Origin of the sequence: Hymenobacter lutimineralis (assembly GCF_008271285.1) — a bacterium.
Taxonomy (GTDB): domain Bacteria; phylum Bacteroidota; class Bacteroidia; order Cytophagales; family Hymenobacteraceae; genus Hymenobacter; species Hymenobacter lutimineralis.
Window position 1 is genome coordinate 48059 of sequence record NZ_VTHL01000024.1, and the last position, 23277, is coordinate 71335.

21 protein-coding genes are annotated in these 23277 nt (G+C 60.5%); 11 read left to right on the plus strand and 10 right to left on the minus strand.

Translation table 11 applies throughout. From position 1 onward, the window contains the following. Positions 1-2: 2 nt before the first annotated feature. Both FY528_RS18190 and FY528_RS18195 read right to left on the minus strand, forming a co-directional pair. Complete coding sequence (locus FY528_RS18190; protein WP_149072450.1) at positions 3-848, minus strand: pseudouridine synthase; 846 nt, start codon at positions 846-848, stop codon at positions 3-5. Positions 849-1156: 308 nt separating this feature from the next. Then, positions 1157-3229, minus strand: a complete 2073-nt coding sequence (locus FY528_RS18195) for a vWA domain-containing protein (protein ID WP_262384052.1) — start codon at positions 3227-3229, stop codon at positions 1157-1159. 169 nt (positions 3230-3398) lie between these two features. On the opposite strand from FY528_RS18195, the gene FY528_RS18200 reads away from it, so the two are divergent. Beyond that, positions 3399-4577: an energy transducer TonB gene (locus tag FY528_RS18200; protein WP_149072451.1), complete on the plus strand. Its 1179-nt coding sequence runs from the start codon at positions 3399-3401 to the stop codon at positions 4575-4577. Between the two features lie 9 nt (positions 4578-4586). After that, on the plus strand, positions 4587-5186 hold the full coding sequence (locus tag FY528_RS18205) for a hypothetical protein (RefSeq protein ID WP_149072452.1): 600 nt from the start codon (positions 4587-4589) through the stop codon (positions 5184-5186). Between the two features lie 22 nt (positions 5187-5208). Here the strand turns inward: FY528_RS18205 and FY528_RS18210 are convergent, their stop codons facing one another. From FY528_RS18210 to FY528_RS18220, 3 genes are all read right to left on the minus strand, one after another. Beyond that, entirely contained in the window at positions 5209-5886 is a 678-nt protein-coding gene (locus tag FY528_RS18210; protein ID WP_262384053.1) for a YiiX family permuted papain-like enzyme, read from the minus strand. 180 nt (positions 5887-6066) lie between these two features. Next, positions 6067-6816 carry a 3-oxoacyl-[acyl-carrier-protein] reductase gene (gene fabG, locus FY528_RS18215; RefSeq protein ID WP_149072453.1) on the minus strand — a complete coding sequence of 250 codons (750 nt, stop codon included), beginning with the start codon at positions 6814-6816 and terminating at the stop codon, positions 6067-6069. A gap of 63 nt (positions 6817-6879) precedes the next feature. After that, on the minus strand, positions 6880-7629 hold the full coding sequence (locus tag FY528_RS18220; protein ID WP_149072454.1) for a tetratricopeptide repeat protein: 750 nt from the start codon (positions 7627-7629) through the stop codon (positions 6880-6882). Positions 7630-7778: 149 nt separating this feature from the next. Here FY528_RS18220 and FY528_RS18225 point away from each other — a divergent pair, with 149 nt between their 5' ends. Further along, positions 7779-9020, plus strand: a complete 1242-nt coding sequence (locus FY528_RS18225) for an NAD(P)/FAD-dependent oxidoreductase (RefSeq protein ID WP_187632188.1) — start codon at positions 7779-7781, stop codon at positions 9018-9020. Positions 9021-9281: 261 nt separating this feature from the next. On the opposite strand, the gene FY528_RS18230 is transcribed toward FY528_RS18225, so the two are convergent. Beyond that, positions 9282-9956, minus strand: coding sequence for a tetratricopeptide repeat protein (locus tag FY528_RS18230; RefSeq protein WP_149072455.1), 675 nt, complete (start codon positions 9954-9956; stop codon positions 9282-9284). A gap of 245 nt (positions 9957-10201) precedes the next feature. On the opposite strand from FY528_RS18230, the gene lpdA reads away from it, so the two are divergent. Beyond that, positions 10202-11596, plus strand: coding sequence for a dihydrolipoyl dehydrogenase (lpdA, locus tag FY528_RS18235; RefSeq protein WP_149072456.1), 1395 nt, complete (start codon positions 10202-10204; stop codon positions 11594-11596). Between the two features lie 96 nt (positions 11597-11692). On the opposite strand, the gene FY528_RS18240 is transcribed toward lpdA, so the two are convergent. Both FY528_RS18240 and argH read right to left on the minus strand, forming a co-directional pair. Next, positions 11693-12223, minus strand: coding sequence for a TetR/AcrR family transcriptional regulator (locus tag FY528_RS18240; RefSeq protein ID WP_149072457.1), 531 nt, complete (start codon positions 12221-12223; stop codon positions 11693-11695). Between the two features lie 217 nt (positions 12224-12440). After that, positions 12441-13742, minus strand: coding sequence for an argininosuccinate lyase (gene argH, locus FY528_RS18245; RefSeq protein ID WP_149072458.1), 1302 nt, complete (start codon positions 13740-13742; stop codon positions 12441-12443). Between the two features lie 174 nt (positions 13743-13916). Between argH and FY528_RS18250 the strand changes: the two genes are divergently transcribed. Further along, positions 13917-14381, plus strand: coding sequence for a VOC family protein (locus FY528_RS18250; RefSeq protein ID WP_149072459.1), 465 nt, complete (start codon positions 13917-13919; stop codon positions 14379-14381). On the opposite strand, the gene FY528_RS18255 is transcribed toward FY528_RS18250, so the two are convergent. Next, positions 14378-15451 (minus strand): M20 family metallo-hydrolase, encoded by a 1074-nt coding sequence (locus FY528_RS18255; protein WP_149072460.1) that lies wholly within the window; start codon positions 15449-15451, stop codon positions 14378-14380. The genes FY528_RS18250 and FY528_RS18255 overlap by 4 nt on opposite strands. Next, positions 15439-16221, minus strand: a complete 783-nt coding sequence (argB, locus tag FY528_RS18260; RefSeq protein ID WP_149072461.1) for an acetylglutamate kinase — start codon at positions 16219-16221, stop codon at positions 15439-15441. The genes FY528_RS18255 and argB overlap by 13 nt, the downstream gene beginning before the upstream one ends. Positions 16222-16821: 600 nt before the next feature. On the opposite strand from argB, the gene FY528_RS18265 reads away from it, so the two are divergent. The 6 genes from FY528_RS18265 to FY528_RS18290 form a co-directional block, all read left to right on the plus strand. Then, the gene (locus tag FY528_RS18265; protein WP_149072462.1) at positions 16822-17391 is read left to right on the plus strand and encodes a GNAT family N-acetyltransferase; all 570 of its coding nucleotides are present in this window, start codon (positions 16822-16824) and stop codon (positions 17389-17391) included. A gap of 120 nt (positions 17392-17511) precedes the next feature. Then, positions 17512-18702, plus strand: coding sequence for an argininosuccinate synthase (gene argG, locus FY528_RS18270; RefSeq protein ID WP_149072463.1), 1191 nt, complete (start codon positions 17512-17514; stop codon positions 18700-18702). Further along, the gene (gene argC / locus FY528_RS18275; RefSeq protein WP_149072464.1) at positions 18692-19672 is read left to right on the plus strand and encodes an N-acetyl-gamma-glutamyl-phosphate reductase; all 981 of its coding nucleotides are present in this window, start codon (positions 18692-18694) and stop codon (positions 19670-19672) included. Before argG ends, argC begins: the two co-directional genes overlap by 11 nt. A 184-nt stretch (positions 19673-19856) precedes the next feature. Further along, the gene (locus FY528_RS18280; protein WP_149072465.1) at positions 19857-21020 is read left to right on the plus strand and encodes an aspartate aminotransferase family protein; all 1164 of its coding nucleotides are present in this window, start codon (positions 19857-19859) and stop codon (positions 21018-21020) included. Positions 21021-21144: 124 nt separating this feature from the next. Beyond that, complete coding sequence (gene carA, locus FY528_RS18285) at positions 21145-22221, plus strand: glutamine-hydrolyzing carbamoyl-phosphate synthase small subunit (protein ID WP_149072466.1); 1077 nt, start codon at positions 21145-21147, stop codon at positions 22219-22221. A gap of 69 nt (positions 22222-22290) precedes the next feature. Beyond that, a partial coding sequence (locus tag FY528_RS18290) for an ATP-binding protein (RefSeq protein WP_149072467.1) occupies positions 22291-23277 on the plus strand: 987 nt, incomplete at its 3' end.

Sequence of the window (23277 nt, forward strand, 5' to 3'; positions counted from 1 at the left end):
GGTTACCGGCCGCGTTTTCCCGCTGAGCGGCCAGTGCCCGGCTTAGGTGCGGCGCCCGGTTTGCTGGCAGTGCCGGGCCGACCGGCTGCGCTACCCTTAGCGGGCTTGCCGGCCGCTCTGCTGGTTCCGGCAGCGGCGGGCTTGCGGCCACTGCTTGCGGCTGGGCCTGCTTTTCGGCCGGCGGCTTTCAAGGCTTTGGTGGAGGGTGGCACGCCCCCGGGCCAGAATTCAGCCCCTTTTCCGGGCGCTTTAAACGTGCCGGCTGCCGCAGTCTGGGCCGCCATATCCTCGCGCAGGGCCTGTACTTCAGCCGTCGTCAGTTCACGCCACTGGCCAGGCTGTAGCTTCTCCACGTTCAAATCAGCAATGCTGACGCGCACGAGGCGCAGGGTGGGGAAGCCGACGGCCGCCGTCATTTTGCGCACCTGCCGGTTCATGCCCTGCGAAATGCGAATCTGCACCCAGCTGGTTGGTATGTTGGCCCGGAAGCGAACGGGCTTGCTTCGTTCCCAGAGCACGGGGGCTTCGGGTAGCAATTCTACCTCGGCCGGGGAGGTGTAGCCGGTTTTCAGGTCTACGCCGCGCCGCAGGTTTTCCAGGGCCGCCTCGGTAGGTATGCCCTCTACCTGCGCCCAGTAGGTTTTGGGCACTTTAAACCGCGGCTCCGACAGGCGGTGCTGGAGCTGCTTGTCGTCGGTGAGCAGCACCAGGCCTTCGGAGTCGAAGTCGAGGCGGCCGACGGGGTAGATGTTGGGAATCTGCACGAAATCCTTGAGCGTCTGCCGGCCGGTTTCGTCGGTAAACTGCGTGAGGACTTCGTAGGGTTTGTTGAGCAGGACGTAGCGCATGGCGTAAAGGTACCAAGGGATAAGCCAACCCACCGCGGCTTATTCTTCTCCCGGACCCGCAGCAGAAAGCAGCGGCCCGCGCAGTGGATTTGCTTTCGGTTTTCCGGATGCTGTAAAACCCGAAAGCAAAATCCACTACGCAATTGCTTCACCTTTTTGACATTCTTTAAAAAGGTGAAGCAAAATCCAGCACGCAGTTGCTTTACGTTTTTGACACACTCCAAAAACGTAAAGCAACTGCGTGGTGGGGAACCGGGCTGGACGACGGTGCCCCGGGGACAGGCTAGTCCGGCTTCGCGGCTACTGGCTTATATCCCGCCGGAGTACTTGCGGGCTGCCCATTCGGCCGTTACCAGGGCCAGGAGCAGGAAAAAAAGCCATTTCAGGTTGATGAGCTCCTTTAAGTCTTCCTGCTCGTAGATGACGGGCTTGTAATTGGCCTTCAGGATATCCTGCCCAAGCTGGGCAAACTGCTGCGGATAATAGAGGCGCGAGCCGCTCCGGCGGGCCAGCTGGTGCAGCAGGTTGTGGTCGGCGCGGGCATCCAGGGCTTCGAGCTGCTGCTCCTGTACCAGCAGCTCCCCGGCATCCTGCTGGGGCTGGCCACCCAGGGTGGCGCGGGCCTGGTAGCGGTAGAGGCCCCCGGCCAGTGGGCCGAGGTGCAGCGGGGCGCCATCCTCAGTAGGGACAAAGCGGAAGGTGCGCGTCTGCTTTTGCTCGTCGGTGAGCGTGAGTGTGACGGGCTGACCGTACACCCGCTCAAATACCGCGTTGTAGGTTTCCGCGCCTAGGGTCACATCGTCCTGGGTGGTGAAGTCGTCTTGCGTGGGGTACACATCTAGGCGCTTCTTGTTGGCATTTTGGGTGAGCAGCTGCAGGGTGCGGATGATCAGCCGGTCGTAGGCTTCGGGGCGGGCATCATGCTCCACGGCTTCCTGCAGACGCCACTGCCAGCTGCCATCGGTGAGCAGCGTGGCCTGTTTTTGCTGGGGCGAGCCGCCAAAGACCAGCAAGGGACGTTGTGTTTTCAGGCGGCCTACCTGCTGCCAAAGCGCCGCTTCGGCTGCTCCGCTCAAGCTAAACTGCCCGAAGGGCACCGGCGCGGGCGGGTATTCCGCAAAGCGGCGCAAAGCGTCTTCCTCAAAGGTGAAGCGGGCAAAGGCTGGGTTCGGAACGGGGGTTACCTCATCGGTCTGGCCGCCGCGTGGCTGCACCGTAAGCCCGGTTTGCAGGCGGTTGTAGGCTGCCAGGTCCGACTGCGCGCCCAGCACGAACAGGGTCGGCACGCGGCGGATGCGCACTTGGGCCAGCAGCTCTCCTCCCAGGTTTCCCTGGGCGGGCAGCTGGTGCAGAATGGCCACGTCGTAGGTGGGGGCGGGCAGCCCGCCAATGCCGGGCAGGTACGTGATTAGCTCGAAGTTATTGTTCTGGAGAATGGCCGCCCGCAGGGCCTTCAGGTCGGGGTGGGGGGCGGCGCCGGCCAACAGCACCCGCAGCTTGCCCTTCACCACGTCGATGTAAGCCGTTTTTTGGTTATTGAGGGAGGTGAACTCCCCGGGCTGCCGCTCAATCAGTACTTCGTAGCGGCGTTTGCCGGGCGCGGGCGCGGTGAGCAGAAACGTGGTTTTGGTCCTTCGGCCATTCGCTGGCAGCGTTACCCGGCGGGTTTGCAGCACCCGGCCGTTTTCGCGCACCTGCACCGTGGCGGGGCTGCCCCCAAAGCCTTCGTAGCCGATTTCAACTTCCAGCGGGAAGCGGTTGCCGCTGAAGGCGACGCGGTTGTAGGTGAGATTGGATAGGCTAAGGTCTTTCTTGGGCAGGGTGTCGCCCACGCCCACGGCGTAAACCGGGAAACGATACTCCGAATATACCGGCGAGCGGCCTTGGTTGACGATACCATCCGAGACCAGGACCACGCCCGCCAGATTGCGCCCGTCGTAGGCGTCGCCGACAGTGGAGAGCAGTCCGTCGAGGTTAGACGTAGCGGCCGTGAAGCGCAGCGAATCGGGGGAGCTAAGGTGGGTGGGCTGGCTGAGGGGGCGCGTTTCTACCCGAAAGCCGCGCTCCGTAAGGGTTTGGGTAAGCTGCTGCAAGCCCCGGGTAGCCTGGGAAAGCACTGCGCCCGGCGTAAACAGCCCCACCGACTGCGAGTCATCCACGGCCAGCACCACAGTGGGCTTTTCGGTGGTGGTGGTGGTGGTTTTGAGGAAGGGTGAGAGGAGCAGGAAGCACAGAAAGCTTACGACGGCAAAGCGGATAAAGGCTAGGACGTAGTTTAGCGGCCGGCCCCAGGGCGCTTTGGCCGAATACAGCAGGGCAGCATAGCCCGCGCCCACCAGCAGGCACACCAAGATAAACCAGGGAGAAGCAGAGAAGATCAACAGCGGAAGGGAATAGCGGCTGCACCAAGAACCCCAAGCAGCGCCGCAGGGTTGCGCAGGCGAGCAGAATAGGGTGGGAGCGAAGGTAGGAAGATGACGGCGGACAAGCAGGTAAAAAAGAATTGCTTACTTCGGCAGCTAGTTATTCAATGCCGCTTATTCTTGTTTTATGCTGCCGTATCTGACCACTGCCTTGCTCGCCCTGGGGCTGCCCCAGCCCGCAGCCCAAAATGCCTTTCGCCAATCCATGGTCCTGGTCGCCGAAGAGGCAGGCCCAGCCTTGTATCAGCAGGCCCGAACAGCGGCCCGGCAGAACAATGTGCCGGCCGCCCTGCGGCTCCTGAAACGCGCTGTGGCCACCGGCTACTACTCCCCCGAAACATTGCAGGAAGAGCCTGATTTCGCCGGGCTGAGGACCCAACCTGCCTGGCTTCTAGTGCTGGCGCAGGCCCGCACCCGCCAGCAGCGCCACGAAGCCCAATTCGACCAGCCCTTACTCGCCCTCATCCGGCAAATCGGCCACCAGGACCAGCAGTTCCGGCGCGTAGCCGCCGAGGCCGACCGCACCTACGGCCCCGACTCTCCGCAGCTGCGGGCCGCTATGCAGCAGCAAAGCACGCTAGATAGCCGTCTGATACGTCAGGTCGACAGCCTGATTACCGTCCACGGCTACCCGGGCAAATCGTTGGTGGGCGAGTATCAGCAGTCGGTAGCCTTTCTCGTGATTCAGCACAACCCCGACGATAAGTACCTGCCTCTGCTTACCGCCGCCGCCGACAAGGGTGAGCTGCGCTGGTCGTCACTGGCCTTGCTGATTGACCGACTGAAAGTTGAGAAAGGCGAAAAGCAGCTGTACGGCTCCCAGCTCGGTCCCGCCGTCAACGGCCAATATCAGCTCCAGCCTATTGAGGATGAGCCGAACGTGAACACCCGGCGGGCCAAGATCGGGATGGAGCCGCTGGAGGATTACCTGAGGCGTTGGTCTATTTCCTACCAAGTGCCCACGGCCAGCCTCAACCCCAACCCGCCGACCCTCTACGTGGCGCCGCGCCCAGTTGTGGATGAGGAAAAGTCGCCGGTAGAGCTGATTGGCGGCTACGAGGCCCTGTACGCCCAGCTCCAATATCCGGCCGCGGCCCGGCAGCAGCACCTGGCAGGCCGCGTTACGCTGGAGCTGCGCATCGACAAGCAAGGTATTCCCCAGGATGTGACGGTGGTAAAAAGCCTGGGCGGCGGCTGCGACGAAGAAGCCCTGCGCGTGATGCGGGCCGCGCGCTTCACCAACCAAGCCGGCGAAGACCACGAAATTCGGGTTAGTTTGCCGTTTCCTTATGAGAAGGCGAAATAACCTCACTCGATGAATACTTACATAAAGGTTGTCATAGAAATTAGCGCACTGATAATCTCAGTGTTTATAGGATATGTAATATATATGCTGATGATTTTTAGTGCTTTCGGCTTGTTCGACAAGGACTATACTCGTCAGGATTTAATTACTAGCTATTCTGAACACCATGAGGCTATCCAGGACGCAATTGGCTTTTATGCATCAGTAGTTCCTCCGGAAAAAGAAGTTGAAGATGATGCTATTAGCCGAATAGTAGTAAAAGAAGGATCAAATAAAAACCCAACTTACACTTACGCTAGTGATTATAAACCAGCCAAAATAGATAGTATAGTTTCCAGCTTAGGCTGGACTCAGACTATGCTCGATAAGCTTCAGGAGAAACTGGAGGCAGCCGATTGCATCTCGATCCAAAATGGAGAGCCTGCAAAGTTGGGATTTAAGAGAAGTGGAATGGGTATGTACTCTTTTAACGTATTCAAGAAACCCATTCCAGATAGCCTTCGCGAACAATATGCCCGTAGCTGTACGTACCTAATTCAATCAGACGAGTTAGTGCTTGAATATGGTGGAGGAGCAATGGGGCCTCAATGTTTTCCGCCTAACTATTAAGCTTACGTCTAGCCTTAGATCCTCACCGCTCCACCACTGTCACCAGTTCCGGGCTTTCTAGCATCTGCACCGGCGAAATCACCCGCTCATCCAGGGGCAGCCGGCGGCCGTACCTCTCGCGCAGCTTGGCTTGCACGGCGGGGTGGGAGAGGTCGAAGTCCCGCAGGTGCTGCAGTTTCCCGATTTCGCGGCCTGTTGCCTGCTGGTACATCTTCCAGAGTAGCTCGGAGCAGTAGATTCGTTCATCCGACCAGCCGAAGTATTGGTCGTAGTCCTTGCCGCGGTACTGCTGGCCGGCGCGTTTGAGGCGGCGCAGAGCCTCGGGTGTGAGCACCTGCTCGGCATCGCGCAGACGCTTGACCACGAAGTGCCCGCCCTTGCCGCGTATAATCCATTTCTCCAGGGGCGTGATGCCTACCGGCTGCACGGCCTCCAGCACCTGCCACTCGCCACCCTGCCGAAACAGCATCCCGCAGTGGCTATAAGGGGAGTGTGTGGCGAGCTGAATAGCCCGACTCTGCGCCGACTGCGACGTATGGAAAATAAGGTCCCCTTGGTGCAGCTTCAGCGAGATGAGCAAGGTGGTTAGTTCAGCCCGGTGCCGGTTGCGGCCAGGACCTCGCCGGGGCATCAGGTAAGAGTAGGCGAGGACTACCAGTAGCAGCAGGACAGCCAAGGCTATGGACAGCAGGCGACGCATTAGTTGACTGGCAGAGAAAGGAAGCAGGGAAAAAAGTACGTCATGCTTGATCTGGCGTCCGCTTGTCGAAGCATCTCTACCGCTTCGTTCGCACGAAATCGTTCGGTAGAGATGCTTCGACAAGCGGACGCCAGATCAAGCATGACGTGCTAAGGGTGTCGTTCAAAAGAAGCTAACTGCCTACGTGAGCATGCCGCCGTCTACCTGCAGCACCTGGCCGCTGATGTAGCTGCTGTCGTCGGAAGCCAGGAAGGCGGTGGCTTTGGCCACGTCCTCGGGAGTGCCGCCGCGGCGCAGCGGAATGGCCTTGCGCCACTCGTCTACTACCTTCTGATCCAGCTCCCCGGTCATTTCCGTTTCGATAAAGCCCGGCGCAATGGCGTTGCAGCGGATGTTGCGGGAGCCCAGCTCCAGCGCCACCGACTTGGTGAAGCCGATGATACCGGCCTTGGAAGCGGCATAGTTGCTCTGGCCCGCGTTGCCCTTAATACCCACTACCGAGGTCATGTTCACGATGGAGCCGGCTTTGGCGCGCATCATGGGCTTAGTAGCCGCCTTGGTCAGGTTGAACACTGACTTCAGGTTCACGGCCAGCACCTGGTCCCACTGCTGCTCGCTCATGCGCATGAGCAGGCCATCCTGGGTGATGCCAGCGTTGTTAACCAGAATATCCAGCTTGCCGAACTCGGCCACCACATCCTCCACCAGCTTTTCGGCCTGGGCGTAGTCGGAGGCATCAGAGCGGAAGCCTTTCACCTTGGTGCCGTGGGCGCCCAGCTCCGTTTCCAGCTGCTGGCCTTTTTCTACGCTGGAGAGGTAGGTGAAAGCCACCTGCGCCCCCAGCTGGGCAAAATGCACCGCAATGGCGCGGCCAATTCCTTTGGAAGCGCCCGTAATGAGGGCCACTTTTCCTTCGAGCGTTTTTGTCATGTGGCGAAGGTAGCCGAAGCGCAGGAACGGGCCAACTCCGAGTCCCGGCAAACGTCGTCTGGGCTAGTCTTTGGCGTATTTGCGCAGGCTTTTCGCGGCGGCGGGGTTCAGCTTCACGGCTTTTTCCAGGTCGCGGCGGGCTTCCTTGGGCTTGTAGAGCGAGGCGTAGCTGATGCCGCGGTACTCGTAGGCGTCGGCGTAGAGCGAGTCAACGGCCAGGGCGCGGGTAAAGTCTGGAATAGCGCCCCGGTAGTTGGCCATCTGCAAGCGGGCCACGCCCCGGCTGAAAAAGGCTTCCTTGTCGTTGGGGTTGTAGCGCAAGGATTTGGAGAAGTCGGCAATGGCGGGCGTGTACTGGTCGAGGCGGAGGCGGGTGAGGCCCCGGTTGAAATAAGCTTCGGCGTTGGCGGGCTCCAGCTTGAGCACGGCGTTGTAATCGGCCATGGCCAGGGTGTAGTTTTTCAGCTGGCTGTGGGCCTTGGCGCGGCGCAGCAAAGCCTTGGAATCCTTCGGCATGGTTTTCAGCCGGATATCCGCCGATTTCACCTGGGCCTTATAGTCGGCGGCGGTAAGGCGCTTTTCGGCGGGCGCGGCCGGGGCTGCGGTTGTCGGGGCCGTGGCGGTTGCTTCGGGAGCGGGGGGAACTGCAGCTGTGGTAGCGTCGGCTGCCGGTGCTGGTGCAGCCGTCACAGGCGCTGCCGCGGTGGGCAGGGCGCGGTTATTGGGGTTGTCCGTTTCGGAGGTGGTGGCGCACTGCGTGGTGAAGGCCAGCAGGCTCACGGCCAGGCCCAGGCGGCGTAAAGAGGTTTGCATATTCGTAGAAGAGAAGGAGCTATTCGCAGGAAATGAATGAGTTGTGCCTTGTACGGTGATGCCCGGGAAATAGCTGCTCTCCGCTAGTCTGGCGAACAGTTCACGCCAGCACCCGAAACTGAGTACCTTCGCCGGCAGAACTGGCAGCTATGAGCGAAGTGGATATCTGTATTTTGGGGGCCGGGCCGGGGGGCGCTACGGCCGCGCTGCACCTGGCCAGGGCCGGCCACCGCTGCCTGCTGCTGGACCGCGCCGCCTTCCCCCGCGACAAAGTCTGCGGCGACGCCCTTAGCGGTAAGGTCATCAGCGAGCTGCGCCGCATTGGGGAGGACCTGCCCGCCCGCCTGGCCGCCGAGCCCCAGCAGCTGCCAAGCTGGGGAATTGACTTCTACGCGCCGAATGGGCAGCGCCTGGCCGTCCCGTTCAAGCCCCACTACAACCCGGCCACCGACTGCCCCGCCGGCCACATCAGCAAGCGCATCGACTTCGACAACTTTCTGGTGGAGCAGGTGCGCCAGCAGCCCCTGATCGACTTCCGCGAAAACACCGACGTGGCCCGCCAGCAGCGCCTGCCCGATGGGCGCTGGCAGCTGCTGGCCGCCGATGGCACGACCCTGGCCACTGCCCGCGTGCTGCTGGTGGCCAACGGGGCCCAGTCGGCTTTTGCCCGGCAGATTGGGGGACACCAGCTGGAGCCCGACCACCATTGCGCGGGTCTGCGCGCCTACTACGAGGGCGTAGCGGGGCTGCACCCCGACAACTTCATCGAGCTGCACTTCATCAAGGAGTTTCTGCCGGGCTACCTCTGGGTGTTTCCGCTGCCCAATGGTCAGGCCAACGTGGGCGTAGGCATGCTGTCGGCGGCCGTAGCCAAGAAAAAGGTGAAGCTGCGGGAGCGGCTGGATGAAATCCTGGCTACTCACCCGGCCCTGAAAGACCGGTTTGCCCAGGCCCGCCGGCTGGGGCCGGTGCGGGGCTTCGGGTTGCCGCTGGGTTCCCGGCGCCGGCCCCTCTCCGGGGAAGGCTACCTGCTGCTGGGCGACGCGGGCTCCCTGATTGACCCTTTCAGCGGGGAAGGCATCAGCCACGCCATGGTTTCGGGCCGCCACGCCGCCGACTGGGCCGGCCGGGCTCTGGCCGCCCAGGATTTCTCAGCCTCTTTTCTGCGGGGCTACGATAAGGCCGTGTACAACCGCCTCTGGCAGGAGCTGCGCCTGAGCCGGGCCATGCAGCGCCTGCTGCAGTATCCGTGGCTGTTCAACTTCGTGGCCAACCGTGCCGCCCGCAACCCCACCCTGGCCGAAACCATCAGCAACATGTTCCTGGACCTGGACCTGCGGGAACGGCTGCGCCGGCCCAGCTTCTACGTGAAGTTGCTGCTGGGGAAGTGAAAGGCTGTATAGTTGGATGGCTCAATGGTTTTCTGGTTGATTAGTTTTATCCGTCATGTAGGGGCGCAGCCGAAGCAGCTCGCGTGCTAACGTTGTAACAGTAATCCAGAGTCAGGATGCTAGCCGCTGCTTGTCTTTTTATGCAGCTGAAATGCATGATAGTCTAGACTCGTTCAGACCCTTCCCGAGCCGTTACCCAGCAAAAAGGCCCGCCTTAAGAGGCGGGCCTTTTTGTAATTTATCAGTTAGCCATTCAGGCCCTTACTTCTTGCCGTATTTGCGCAGGCTCTTGGCCGCGTCGGGGTTCAGCTTCACGGCCTGCTCCAGGTCGCGCTGGGCTTCCTTGGGCTTGTTGATGGAGGCGTAGCAGATACCCCGGTACTCGTAGGCATCGGCGTAGGCAGCATCCAGCGAAATGGTCTTGGCAAAGTCGCCGAGGGCCGATTTGAAGTTGCTCATCTGCATTTTGGCCACGCCGCGGGCAAAAAAGGCTTCCTTGTCGTCGGGGCGCAGGCGTAGCACGGCCGAAAGGTCGTTCATGGCCAGCTTCGAGTCATCGTTCTTCAGGTAAGCCAGGCCGCGGTTGTACAGCGCGTCCACATCACCGGGCTTTAGCTTGAGGGCCGCAGAGTAGTCTTTGATAGCCTCATCGTAAGACTTCAGCTGCAGGTGAGCCTTGGCGCGCGTCATCAGGGCCTCCACGTTCTTGGGGTCGGCCGTGAGAACTTTCGTGGACGTGGCAATCTGCGCTTTGTAGTCGGAAGAGGTGAGCTTTTTGGGCGGCAACACCGCCGGATCGACCTTGGTGGGGGCCGCAGCCGGAGCAGCCGACGCGGCTACGGGCGTGGCAACCGGAGCTGTGGTTTGGGCTTGGGCGCCAAAGGCGAGCAAACCAACCAGGGAGCTGGTCAGGAACAGTGGGAACAGGTGCTTCATAGGACGAGAACGGAAAAACTGAAAATCCAGAAAAATGGTACTTAAGGGAGGAGCGCGGGCGAGAGGGCAATTTTTACGCCAGTTATTTGGCCGGTGCGGAGATTAGCCGGATAACTTTCCCTCTTTATCTTTACCCCGGGTTTGCGAGCAGATGCTTTCAGCCCATTGTCTGTCTTTTTTCAGGAAGACAGTTTTCCTCAAAAGTACGGCAAGAAGGTCTTCTTCCGCAAGCAAATTTCCAACATATGGCATTGCAATTCGACGTGGTCGTGATTGGCAGCGGCCCGGGCGGCTACGTAGCCGCTATCCGGGCTTCGCAGCTAGGTTTGAAAGTAGGCGTGGTGGAGCGGGAGTCGCTCGGCGGCATCTGCCTCAACTGGGGCTGCATTCCCACCAAGGCCCTGCTCAAAAGTGCGCAGGTGTTTGAGTACCTCAACCACGCCGGCGACTACGGCCTGAAGGCTGAAGGCGTGGGCTACGACTTCGGCGCCGTGATTCAGCGCAGCCGCGGCGTGGCCGATGGCATGAGCAAGGGCATCAACTTCCTGTTCAAGAAAAACAAGATTGAGGTGGTGTCCGGCACGGGCAAATTGGTGGCCCCGGGCGAAGTAGAAGTAACCAAGGAAGGCGGCGCCAAAGAAACCGTGGAGGCCAAGCACATCATTCTGGCCACCGGCGCCCGTTCCCGCGAGCTGCCCGCCCTGCCCATCGACGGCAAGAAAATCATTGGCTACCGCCAGGCCATGGCGCTGCCCGAGCTGCCCAAGCGCCTCGTGGTAGTAGGCTCCGGCGCCATCGGCGTGGAGTTTGCCTACTTCTACCGCACCATGGGCTCGGAGGTGACGCTGGTGGAGTATCTGCCGCGCATTGTGCCCGTGGAAGACGAAGAGGTGTCGCGCCAGATGGAGAAATCCTTCAAGAAAATCGGCGTGAACGTGCTGACTTCGGCCGAGGTAACCAAGGTGGATACCAGCGGCGCCGGCTGCACCGTAACCATCAAAACCGCGAAGGGCGACCAGCAAATCGAGTGCGACGTGGTGCTGAGCGCCGCCGGTGTGGTTACCAACCTTGAGAACCTGGGCCTGGAGGAGCTGGGCATCAAGGTGGAGAAAGGCCGCATTATCGTGGATGACTTCTACCAGACCAACGTGCCCGGCGTGTACGCCATCGGCGACATCGTGCCTGGCCCCGCGCTGGCCCACGTGGCTTCGGCCGAGGGCATCATCTGCGTGGAGAAAATTGCCGGCCACCATCCCGAGCCGCTCAACTACCAGAACATTCCTGGCTGCACCTACGCCTCGCCCGAAATTGCCTCAGTGGGCCTCACCGAAGCCGAAGCCAAAAAGCAGGGCTACGACGTGCTGGTGGGCAAGTTCCCCTTCTCGGCCTCGGGCAAAGCCTCGGCCGGCGGCGTGAAGGACGGCTTCGTGAAAGTTATCTTCGACAAGAAGTACGGCGAGTGGCTGGGCGCCCACATGATTGGGGCCAACGTGACGGAAATGATTGCCGAGGTGGTGGTAGCCCGCAAGCTCGAAACCACCGGCCACGAAATCATCAAAGCCGTGCACCCGCACCCCACCATGTCGGAAGCCATTATGGAAGCCGCCGCCGCCGCGTATGGCGAGGTGATTCACCTGTAAAAGTTGCCTCCGCTTAAAACAAGAAGCCCCAACCGTTGCTGCGGTTGGGGCTTCTTGTTTGGGCCGATAAGGGCAGGCCGGCACCTGGCAGCGAGCTTACTGCACCTGGTACTTCTGCTTGATGAAGTCGAGCATTTCCCGCACGTTCTCGTCGGTTTTGTTGGCCTCGATTTTCCAAAGGGCTTCTACCAGAATCAGCAGCAGCTTGGCTTCTTTCTCGGGCTCGGCGTAGCCCAGCTTCTCGAAGGCCTGGCGCAGCAAAGCCGGTACGGGCCGCATAAACCGCTCGTGCTGGCGGCGGGCCATGTCGGAGTCGGCCAGGCGGTACTGCAGCTTCCAGAAGAAGGGTTCTTCTTTCACCAGCTTGTAGGGCAGCTCAATTACGCTGTGGATGAAGGTGAGGGGGTCGGGCTCGTTCAGGCCGCCGCGGTTATCCTCGATAATGCGCTTATAGCCATTCTTCACCACGAACTCCAGTAATTGGTCCTTGGAGCCGAAATGCTTGAAAATAAGGGCTTCCGAAACGCCGGCTGCCTTTGCAATCAGCTGCGTGGACGCATTTTCGAAGCCTTTTTCTCCGAATAGCTGCAAAGCCACCTGAGCAATATGCTGTTTGCGGGTGCTCATGAAAAAATTCAGGTAAGTAAAACGTAATGGTCGAGCTTGGCCGCGGCATTCCGGGGCGTAATAAGCCCGCAAGTTCGGGCTTATCTGCCAAATACGACGGATTTTTTAATCGCAGAGACTTCTCTTTGCGTGAGGTGAGTAAACGCTTGTTAGGAACTATTAGTACAATTGTCGTTAGCCGGTAGGCTGGATAGCCTGCGGTTAGTGCCCAAACAGCTTAGCCCATAAGCCGGCTACCGGCTCGGAAAGTAGCCACCTTCGCCTGGATTTCCTCCAGCCCCAAGTTGTGCACGCTGCCCAGGTGGGTAGTCTGGAACTCCTTGTGCGGGACGTAGGAGCCATCTTCCACGGCCAAACCCACCTGCTTGTAGGCCGTGCGGAAGGGCGTACCGGTCTGGATAAGCTGGTTGATGTTTTCCACCGTGAACACGGCGTCATACTTGGGCTGGTTGAGCAGATTGGGCTTGATGCGCAGCTGGGGCAAGGCAAACAGCACGATGTCGAGGATGTCCAGAAACTGCGTCATCGGCTCGAACAGGATTTCCTTCAGAATCTGGAAGTCGCGGTGGTAGCCGCTGGGCAGGTTGCCGGTGGCCAGCATGAGCGTGTTGGGCAGGGCCTGCAGGGCGTTGCACCGCGCCCGAATCAGCTCAAACACGTCGGGGTTTTTCTTGTGGGGCATGATGCTGGAGCCGGTGGTGAATTCCTTGGGCAGCTCCACGAAGGCCATGTCCTGCCCGTTGTAGAGCACCAGGTCGTAGCTCATTTTGGCCAGGGTGGCGGCCATGCCGGCCAGGGCAAAGGCCACGGTTTTCTCGGTTTTGCCCCGCAGCATCTGGGCGCCCACGCTGCTCACGGCCAGCTGGCCAAAGCCCATTTCCCGGGTAGTCTGCAGCCGGTCGATGGGGAAGGAGGAGCCGAAGCCCGCGCCCGAGCCCAGCGGGTTCTGGTCGGCTACGGTGTGGGCCGCTTCAAACAAAGCCAAATCCAGGAGCAGGTGCTCGGCGTAGGCCGAAAACCAGAGCCCGAAGGAGCTGGGCATAGCCGCCTGAAAGTGGGTGTAGCCGGGCATCAGGTCGTGCTGGTGCGCCTCGGCTTTCTGCAACAGCACTTCCACCAACTCCAGGGTGCGAGCAGCCGCACGCTGGGTGTAGTCTTTCAGAAACAACTGAATGGCGGTCAGCACCTGGTCGTTGCGGGAGCGAGCTGTGTGGATTTTTTTGCCCGCGTCGCCGTAGTGCTCGGTCAGGTAGGATTCGATTTTGGAGTGCACGTCCTCGAAGTCCTCGCCGATGGTAAACGTGCCGGCTTCCAGCTGCGCGGCCAGTTCCTGCAGGCCCTGCTGCAGCTGCTGGTTTTCCTCCGCGGAAATCAGCCCTGCCCCGGCTAGCATGTTGGCCTGGGCCCGGGACGCCTGCACGTCAAACTGTGCCAGGTACATATCCAGCTCCCGGTCGCGGCCCACGGTAAACTGTTCAATCTTCTTATCGACGGCAATGCCTTTGTCCCAAATTTTCATGCGCTGACTTATGATGTTTCCGGCTCGGGGCCGAAGAATGGGTACTATATATGGTGGCGGGAGTTGCTAGGAGCAACTGCGTCGCAAACTGCCTGTTTTTTGTCGTTTTCGGCCTCGTATCAGGGTAGAGCGGTTCCCTACCTTTAGGTAAGTTCTTCACCATCCTCCTCCGCTATGCAGAAGATTACCACGTTCCTGACTTTCAACGACCAGGCCGAAGAAGCGGCGCAGTTGTATACCAGCCTTTTTCCGGAGTCAAAAATCACCCGCGTGACGCACTACAGCGCCGGCACGTACATGCCCGCCGGTAGCGTGATGACGGTGGAGTTTGAGTTGGCCGGGCAAAAGTACGTGGCCCTGAACGGCGGGCCATACTTCACGTTCAGTACGGGCATTTCATTGTCCGTAAGCTGCGCCAATCAAGCCGAAATCGATGCGCTGTGGGATAAGCTTACGGCTAATGGTGGGGCGCCCGGCGACTGTGGCTGGCTGAAAGACCGTTTTGGCGTTTCCTGGCAGATCACCCCGGCCAACATGTTCCAGCTACTGGGCAGCGCCGACCCTGCCCAGCGGCAGCGCAAGATGGCAGCTATGATGCAGATGCAAAAAATCGACATGGCAGCCATCGAAAACGCCTAAGCCATCAGCTCAAGCCCATCCAACAGCTCCACGTAGCCCCGCACGCCCGCCCGGATTTCGCTGAGCAGGATGTACTCGTTGGGGGTATGGGAGCGGGCCGAGTCGCCGGGGCCGATTTTGACGGTGGTGAAGGGCATCATGCTCTGGTCGGAGAGGGTAACGGAGCCGAAAGTACGGCGGCCCAGCGCCAAGCCGCGCTGCACCAGTGGGTGCGTGAGCGGGATGCGGGAGGAATTCAGGTGGGTGGAGCGCGGCGTCACGTCGGCCTTAATCTGACCGCGTACAATATCCACGACTTCCTCATTAGTATACAGCTCGTTGGTGCGTACGTCGGCCACGAAGGTGCAGCGGTCGGGCACCACGTTGTGCTGGGTGCCAGCCTGGATCTGCGTTACCGTCAGCTTCACCGGCCCCAGCAGCTCCGACACCCGCTCGAACCGGAACCCGCGCAGGCGCTGCACGTCGTCGAGGGCTGTATAGAGGGCATTTTCGCCTTCTTCGCGGGCGGCGTGCCCGGTGCGGCCGTGGGCCACGCAGTCGAGCACCACCAAGCCCTTTTCAGCCACGGCCAGGTCCATCTGCGTCGGCTCGCCCACAATGCCCAGGTCAATCTTCGGTAGCAGCGGCAGCAGCCGTCGGATGCCGTTCACCCCCGACACCTCTTCCTCCGCGGTAATGGCGCAGATCAGGTTGTAAGGCAGATTTTCCTGCTCGTGGAAGTGCAGAAACGTAACCAGCAGACTCACCGCCGAAGCCCCGGCATCGTTGCTGCCCAGGCCGGTCAGCTGGTCGCCTTCCACCACCGCGCCGAACGGGTCGTAAGTCCAAGACGCGCCGGGCTTTACGGTGTCGTGGTGGGAGTTGAGCAGGATGGTGGGCTTGGCCGGGTCGAAGTGCTTGGATACGGCCCACACGTTGTTGGCGTCGCGCTGGGGGCGGGCCCCGTGGAACGTCAGAAACCGGAAAATAAGCTCGGCAGTCTGGTCTTCTTCCCGGGAGAAGGAGGGCGTCTGCACCAGCTGAGCCAGCAGCTCAATGGCGTCGTCGGCGAGGGGGGTTAGCTCCGGCATAGCACGGTTTTTACGGGCTCGTTGATGCGCAGGGCGTGCTCGATAACCACCCGCTCCACCCCGGCTTCCAGGGCGGCAAAGGCGTTATCCAGCTTGGGCACCATGCCGGCCGCAATAACGCCCGCGGCCTTCAGCGCCTGGTACTCGGCGGCGGTTATCTGCGGAATCACCGAGGTGTCGTCGTTCACGTCGCGCAGCACGCCGTCCTTTTCGAAGCAGTAGTGCAGGGCCACGGCGTAGTGCGGAGCCAGGGCGCGGGCCAGGGTGCTGGCAATAGTGTCGGCGTTGGTGTTGAGCAGCTGGCCTGCGCCGTCGTGGGTGATGGCGCAGAACACGGGCACCAGGTCCGTTTCCAGCAGCTGGCGGAGGAGGGGCACATTCACCGCATGAGCTGGCAGGTCGCCCACAAAGCCGTAGTCGACGTCCCTGACGGGGCGCTTCACGGCTTGAATGGCGTTGCCGTCGGCCCCCGAAAGGCCCAGGGCATTTACGCCTTCTGCCTGCAGGCCGGCCACCACTTGCTTGTTGGTTTTGCCGGCGTAGAACATGGTCACGATGTCGAGGGTGGCCGCGTCGGTGATGCGGCGGCCCTGCACCATCTGGGGCTCAATGCCTAGGTCGCGGAGCATCTGGCTGGCGCCTTTGCCCCCGCCATGAACCAGCAGCTTGCGGCCCGGCACCTGGGCCAGCTCCCGCAGAAACTGCCGCAGCTGGCGTTCATCGTCAATGATTCCGCCGCCGATTTTAAAAATTTTCAGGCCTTCGCGCATACAGTAGGAGGGAGGAAGAAATTGCCTTTACGGCCCCAAAATGGCCAAAAAGGTTGCCCGCTCCCGGGCAGAATTGCGGGAAATACCGCCGGTAGGAATAATCTTTTTTGCCCCAGGAGCGGTAAAGTTTCCAAAAAAAAACATCTAGTATTGCAACGAATTCACGGTTTAAACGATTTAAACCGCGAAACACTCCCTCGCCGCCCCGCGGCAACCGTCATGATTCAACTCTCTGCTATTGCGCTTCTGCGACGACCTTGTCTGGTCGTGCGAATCATGCCAGCTTAACCGCTGGCTGCAATAGTACGTCCGGGTTCCGCCTCTACCGCGAACCGACGCCGGGTCCTCCCTCCGGAGCCCGCCCCAAGAGACTCTTCACGAATCAACCGACCTTAGTCCGAGTGTAACTTTTAGTGTGACTTCTTCCGGCCCCCGGCCGGAACGCCCCGCTCCCTGGCCTGCCTGGCCCACCGCCCTTCCGGGTTTTTTCCTGCTTCCGGCCCTGCTGCCGGAGCCCTCAGCAGCCTCGCCTGCATCCTCCCTTTTTCGTCTTTCCGAGTCTGTAGCCGTATAACCCCGGCCACTAACCGAGTCCTGACCATGATTTTACGAGTCGCCAATGCTGCCGATGCGCAGTATGTGGAAACCCTCTGTCAATGGTATGCCGAGTCCGCCAAAGCGCGGGGGGTGGGCATTGCCAAGCGTGATCCTAACTATCTGATTAAGAAGATGGAAAAGGGTGACTCCATCATCGCCTTCATCGATGACCAACTGGCCGGTTTCTGCTACATCGAAACCTTCGAGGACGCCAAGTTCGTGGTTAACTCGGGCCTCATTGTGAACACCGAGCTGCGCAAGGAGGGGCTGGGCCGTGCCATCAAGCACCGCGTGTTTGAACTGTCGCGCACCAAATACCCTGCCGCTAAAATCTTCGGTATCACCACCTCCGCGGCCGTGATGAAGATCAACAACGAGCTGGGCTACCGCCCCGTCACCTTCCCCGAGCTGACGCAGTCGGACGACTTCTGGAAGGGCTGCTCCAGCTGCAAAAACTACGGCATCCTGCTGGAGAATGAGCGCAAAATGTGCCTCTGCACCGGCATGGTGTACGACAACCTGGACGATAGTTTCAGCCAGCATACCATCGAAATCCTGTCACAGGAGCGGTAGGGCACCTAGAAGTGAGAAGTCAGAGCTAAGCGTCGTGCTAACGAGCTGCTCTTACGCTCATGTCCGCCTTTCAACTTCTGCTTTCTAAGCTCTAACACCTCAGTTCTAAGCTCTCATTTGATGAAAAAAAAGGTAGTTCTCGCCTACAGCGGCGGTTTGGATACGTCCTATTGCGTTGTGTATCTGACGAAAGAGCTGGGCCTGGAGGTCCACACGGTCATCGTCAACTCGGGTGGCTTCTCGCAGGAGGAGCTGGCCGGCATCGAGAAGCGGGCCTACGAAATGGGCTCCACGCGCCACGAAGTAATCGATGTGACCGAGCGGTTCTACCAGGAGTGCCTGCGCTACCTGCTGGCGGGAAATATCCTGAAAAACGACACGTACCCGCTGAGTGTGAGTGCCGAGCGGATGTTCCAGAGCCTGGCCCTGGCCGAGTACGCCCGCGAAAACAAGGCCGACTACATTGCCCACGGCAGCACCGGGGCCGGCAACGACCAGGTACGTTTCGACGTGGCATTTTCGGTGATTTCGCCCGACACGGAAATCATTACGCCCATCCGCGACCTGGGCCTGTCGCGCCAGCAGGAGATTGAGTACCTGCAGCAGAATGGGGTGGAAATGAGCTGGGAAAAGGCGAAATACTCCATCAATAAGGGCATTTGGGGCACTAGCGTGGGCGGGGTGGAAACGCTGACTTCGCGCCAGGGCTTGCCGGAATCGGCCTGGCCGACCCAGCTGAGCAAGACCGAGCCCCAGGAAATCAGCATTACCTTTGAAGAAGGCGAGCCGGTGGCTTTGAACGGCAAGCAAATGAACCCAGTGGACCTGATTATCGCCCTCAACGAGTTGGCCGGGCAGTACGCCATCGGGCGCGATACCCATGTGGGCGACACGATTCTGGGCATCAAAGGTCGCGTGGGCTTCGAGGCACCCGCGCCCCTGATTCTCATCAAAGGCCACCACCTGCTGGAAAAGCACGTTTCCTCGCGCTGGCAGCTGCTGCACAAAGACTACATCGCCAACTGGTACGGCACCTTGCTGCACGAGGCACAGTACCTCGACCCGGTGATGCGCGACATGGAAGCTTTCCTGGAGTCGTCGCAGGCGCGGGTGTCGGGGACGGTATACGTGACCCTGAAGCCTTACCAATTCGAATTGGTCGGTATTGAGTCGGACTTCGACATGATGCAGTCGAAGGTGGCCACCTACGGCGAGGAAAACAATGCCTGGGACTCGCGCGACGCGAAAGGCTTCATCAAGATCTTCAGCAACCAGCTGCGGATTCACGGCTCGTTCAACGATGAAAATTAAGGTTGGCATCGTCGGCGGAGCCGGCTACACGGCGGGGGAGCTGATCCGCATTCTGCTGCACCATGCGTACGCGGAGCTGGGCGCCATCGTCAGCTCCTCCAACGCCGGCAACTCGATCTACCAGGTCCACGACGACCTGGTAGGGGAGACGGACCTGGTATTTACCTCGGAGCTGGCTGGTGATGAAGACGTAGTGTTTCTGTGCCTGGGCCACGGCAACTCCAAAGCCTGGCTGACTCAGCACGAACTACCCGAAACGACGCACATCATCGACCTCAGCAACGACTTCCGCCTGGAAGCCGACGCAGAGTTTCAAGGTCGGGAGTTTGTGTACGGGCTACCGGAGCTGAACCGAAGCCGCCTTCAGCAGGCCCAGAGCATTGCCAACCCCGGCTGCTTTGCCACCGCTATTCAGCTGGCGCTGCTGCCGCTGGCGCAGGCGGGCAAGCTAACGGACGATGTGCACGTGTCGGCTATTACGGGCAGCACGGGCGCGGGCCAGAGCTTGTCGGAGACGGTGCACTTCTCGTGGCGCACCAACAACGTGTCCATCTACAAGCCGTTCACTCACCAGCATTTGGGCGAGATAGGGGAGAGCTTGGCGCAGCTGCAGCCGCAGCTGGAAAGCGCCATGCACTTCATCCCGTACCGCGGCAACTTCTCGCGCGGCATCTTCGCCAGCGTCTATACGCCGTCGGATTTGACCCAGGAGGAGGCGCGGGAGCTGTACCAGAAGTTCTACGCCGATGCGCCTTTTACCACGGTTTCGGATAAGGAAATTCACCTCAAGCAGGTAGTCAACACCAACAAGTGCCTGCTGCACGTGCAAAAATTCGGCAAGCAGCTGCTCATCACTTCGGTTATCGACAACCTGGTGAAGGGCGCTTCGGGCCAGGCAGTGCAGAACTTGAACCTGCTGTTTGGTCTGCCGGAAACGACGGGGCTGAATTTGAAAGCGGGACTGTTTTAACCCATCAGAACGTCATTCCGAGCGTAGCGCAGCGAAGTCGAGGAATCTCGCCTGCTCTGACGTCCAGAATAGCATTGCAACATCAGCACGCGAGATTCCTCGGCAAGCTCGGAATGACGTACTTCTTCTGAGTTATGCCGAGCGTCTCTAAGTTCTAACCTCTCAGCTCTCACTTCTACAAACCATGGAGCTTTTCAACGTATATCCGCTCGTCAACATCACGCCGGTAAAGGCGCTGGGGGCGAAACTATGGGACGATAAGGGCCAGGAGTACCTGGATTTCTACGGCGGCCACGCCGTTATTTCCATCGGTCACAGCCACCCGCACTACGTGCAGCGCCTCACCGGGCAGCTGCAGAACATCGGTTTCTACTCCAACTCGGTGCAGATTCCGATTCAGCAGGAGCTGGCACGTAAGCTGGGCCAAGTGTCGGGCTACGAGGACTACTCGCTGTTTCTGTGCAACTCCGGGGCCGAGGCCAACGAGAATGCGTTGAAGCTGGCCTCCTTCCACACTGGCAAAAAGCGTGTATTGGCCTTCAAAGGCGCTTTTCACGGGCGTACGTCCGGCGCGGTAGCGGCTACCGACAACCCGAAAATTGTGGCTCCCTTCAACGCCGACCACGCCATTTCCTTCGTGGAGTACGACCTGGCGGCGGTGGAGCAGGTGCTGCAAGGCGGCGACGTGTGCGCGGCCATTATCGAGCCTATCCAGGGCGTGGGCGGCATCATCATGCCATCCGATGAGTTCCTGACTGGCCTAGCCGCGCTGTGCAAACAATACGGCGCGCTGCTGATTGCCGACGAGGTGCAGAGCGGCTACGGCCGCAGCGGCAGGTTCTTCGCCCACCAGCACGCTGGCATCCGGCCCGACGTTATTTCGGTAGCCAAGGGCATGGGCAACGGCTTCCCCATCGGTGGTATCCTGATTGCGCCGGAGCTGAAGGCGTCCTATGGTCTGCTGGGCACTACGTTCGGCGGCAACCACCTCGCCTGTGCCGCGGCGCTGGCCGTGCTGGAAGTTATTGAGCAGGAAGATCTGCTGCACCATGCTGCCGAGCTAGGCGCTTACCTGCGGCAGGAGTTGGTAGCCAACGCCAGGGCTGAGGAAATACGCGGCCGCGGCCTGATGGTGGGCATTAAGTACGACTTCCCCATTAAAGACGTGCGCGACAAGCTGCTCTCGGACTTCCACATCTTCGTAGGCAACGCCTCCGACCCAACGGTACTGCGCTTGCTCCCCCCACTGAACATCACGAAGGCTGAAGTTGACCGGTTCCTGCAGGCGCTATATGCCCTGACGGAGAAATCGGTAAACGTCATTCAGCAGGCCTCCGCGCTGGACTAAGGCGGTGTAGAGGCGCGACACTTCGCGTCTCGTCGGTGAACGGCCCGCTCTAATCCGCTGGCTTGTCTTCGTCAGCAACGATAGAGACGCGAAAAGTCGCTTCTCTACATCCCAAACACTATAGATGAACCAAGTAAAACTGATTCTGGAAGACGGCACTGAACTCGAAGGCGAGTCCTTCGGCGCGTATACCTCCGCGGCCGGGGAGGTGGTCTTCAGCACGGCCATGACGGGCTACCCCGAGAACCTGACCGATCCGTCCTTTGCCGGGCAAATCCTGGTGCTGACCTACCCGATGGTGGGCAACTACGGCGTGCCGGGCGAGGAACTCTACGAGTCCATTTCCCGCATCTTCGAGTCGGACAAGGTGCACGTGGCCGGTCTGGTGGTCAACTACTACTCCCAGGAGCACAGCCACTGGCACGCGGCCAAGAGCCTGGGCGACTGGCTCAAGGAGTACAACATTCCCGGCATTTGCGGGGTGGACACGCGCCTTTTGACCAAGAAGCTGCGCGAGAAGGGCGCCCTGCTGGGCAAAATCGTGGCCGAGGAAGATATTCCGATGCACGACCCGAACCTGGAGAACCTGGTGGCGCAGGTCAGCCCCGCGGGCGTGCAGCACTACGGCCACGGCCAGCACAAGATCGTGCTGGTGGACTGCGGCACCAAGACCAATATTATCCGCTGCTTTCTGGAGCGCGACGTGGAACTGATCCGCGTGCCCTGGGACTACGACTTCACCCAGCTCGACTACGACGGCCTGTTTCTCTCGAACGGCCCCGGCGACCCGAAGATGTGCCAGGCCACCATCAAGCACCTGCAGAAAGCCCTGCAGCAGGACAAGCCCATCTTCGGCATCTGCCTGGGCTCCCAGCTCATGGGCCTGGCCGCGGGCGGGGACACGTTCAAGCTCAAGTATGGGCACCGCAGCCACAACCAGCCGGTCAAGCGCACCGGCACCCAGCGCAGCTACATCACCAGCCAGAACCACGGCTTCGCCGTGGACCCCAAAACGCTGCCGAGCGAGTGGACCATGCTGTTTGAGAACCTGAACGACGGCACCTGCGAAGGCATCCAGCACCAGACCAAGCCCTTCTTCTCCACCCAGTTCCACCCCGAAGCCGCCGGCGGCCCCCAGGACACGGAGTTCCTCTTCGACGACTTTCTCAAAGCGGTGGCCGCGTACAAGGCCGCTCAGTAGCATCCCCCGACACCCGACAGCGCTTTTTTAACACGACCCTTCTCCCCGGTCTGTTACCCAACCCCTAGAATGCACAAACCCAACAAAGTACTGATCCTCGGTTCCGGTGCCCTGAAAATCGGGGAGGCCGGCGAGTTCGATTACTCCGGCTCGCAGGCCCTGAAGGCCCTGAAAGAGGAAGGCATCCGCACCATCCTGATCAACCCCAACATTGCCACCGTGCAGACGTCCGAGGGCCTGGCCGACGACGTGTACTTTTTGCCCGTGACGCCCTACTTCGTCGAGCAGGTCATCCAGAAGGAGCAGCCCGACGGCATTCTGGTGGCCTTCGGCGGGCAGACGGCCCTGAACTGCGCCGTGGCCCTGTACCGCGCCGGCGTGTTCGACAAGTACCAGGTGCGCGTGCTGGGCACGCCCGTGCAGAGCATCATCGACACGGAGGACCGCGACATCTTCAAGGAAAAGCTCGACCAGATCGGCGTGCTTACGGCCCGCAGCGAAGCCGTGACGACGATGGAGAACGCGCTGGCGGCCGGGGAGCGGATTGGCTTCCCCATCATCGTGCGCGCCGCCTTTGCCCTGGGCGGGCTGGGCAGCGGCTTCGCCAACAACCCCGACGAGCTGCGCGCCCTGGCCCAGAAGGCCTTCTCCACCTCCGACCAGATTCTGGTGGAAGAGTCCTTGAAAGGCTGGAAGGAAGTCGAGTACGAGGTGGTGCGGGATGCTTATGACAACTGCATCACCGTCTGCAACATGGAAAACTTCGACCCCATCGGTATCCACACCGGCGAGAGCATCGTGGTGGCCCCGTCGCAGACCTTGAGCAACCGCGAGTACCACAAGCTGCGCGCCATCGGCATCCAGACCATCCGCCACCTGGGCATCGTGGGCGAGTGCAACATTCAGTACGCGCTGGACCCCTACTCGGAGCAGTACCGCGTCATTGAGGTGAATGCCCGCCTCTCCCGCTCCTCGGCCCTGGCCTCCAAGGCCACGGGCTACCCGCTGGCCTTCGTGGCCGCCAAGCTCAGCCTGGGCTACTCGCTGGCCGAGCTC

Coding starts and splice junctions, on each gene's coding strand:
- FY528_RS18200 (WP_149072451.1), top strand. CDS start 3,399: ATGCTGCCGTATCTGACCACTGCCTTGCTCGCCCTGGGGCTGCCCCAG.
- FY528_RS18280 (WP_149072465.1), top strand. CDS start 19,857: ATGGAGCTTTTCAACGTATATCCGCTCGTCAACATCACGCCGGTAAAG.
- FY528_RS18265 (WP_149072462.1), top strand. CDS start 16,822: ATGATTTTACGAGTCGCCAATGCTGCCGATGCGCAGTATGTGGAAACC.
- argC (WP_149072464.1), top strand. CDS start 18,692: ATGAAAATTAAGGTTGGCATCGTCGGCGGAGCCGGCTACACGGCGGGG.
- FY528_RS18225 (WP_187632188.1), top strand. CDS start 7,779: ATGAGCGAAGTGGATATCTGTATTTTGGGGGCCGGGCCGGGGGGCGCT.
- FY528_RS18230 (WP_149072455.1), bottom strand. CDS start 9,956: ATGAAGCACCTGTTCCCACTGTTCCTGACCAGCTCCCTGGTTGGTTTG.
- FY528_RS18190 (WP_149072450.1), bottom strand. CDS start 848: ATGCGCTACGTCCTGCTCAACAAACCCTACGAAGTCCTCACGCAGTTT.
- FY528_RS18255 (WP_149072460.1), bottom strand. CDS start 15,451: ATGCCGGAGCTAACCCCCCTCGCCGACGACGCCATTGAGCTGCTGGCT.
- carA (WP_149072466.1), top strand. CDS start 21,145: ATGAACCAAGTAAAACTGATTCTGGAAGACGGCACTGAACTCGAAGGC.
- FY528_RS18220 (WP_149072454.1), bottom strand. CDS start 7,629: ATGCAAACCTCTTTACGCCGCCTGGGCCTGGCCGTGAGCCTGCTGGCC.
- fabG (WP_149072453.1), bottom strand. CDS start 6,816: ATGACAAAAACGCTCGAAGGAAAAGTGGCCCTCATTACGGGCGCTTCC.
- FY528_RS18210 (WP_262384053.1), bottom strand. CDS start 5,886: ATGCGTCGCCTGCTGTCCATAGCCTTGGCTGTCCTGCTGCTACTGGTA.
- argH (WP_149072458.1), bottom strand. CDS start 13,742: ATGAAAATTTGGGACAAAGGCATTGCCGTCGATAAGAAGATTGAACAG.
- FY528_RS18240 (WP_149072457.1), bottom strand. CDS start 12,223: ATGAGCACCCGCAAACAGCATATTGCTCAGGTGGCTTTGCAGCTATTC.
- argB (WP_149072461.1), bottom strand. CDS start 16,221: ATGCGCGAAGGCCTGAAAATTTTTAAAATCGGCGGCGGAATCATTGAC.
- argG (WP_149072463.1), top strand. CDS start 17,512: ATGAAAAAAAAGGTAGTTCTCGCCTACAGCGGCGGTTTGGATACGTCC.
- FY528_RS18205 (WP_149072452.1), top strand. CDS start 4,587: ATGAATACTTACATAAAGGTTGTCATAGAAATTAGCGCACTGATAATC.
- lpdA (WP_149072456.1), top strand. CDS start 10,202: ATGGCATTGCAATTCGACGTGGTCGTGATTGGCAGCGGCCCGGGCGGC.
- FY528_RS18250 (WP_149072459.1), top strand. CDS start 13,917: ATGCAGAAGATTACCACGTTCCTGACTTTCAACGACCAGGCCGAAGAA.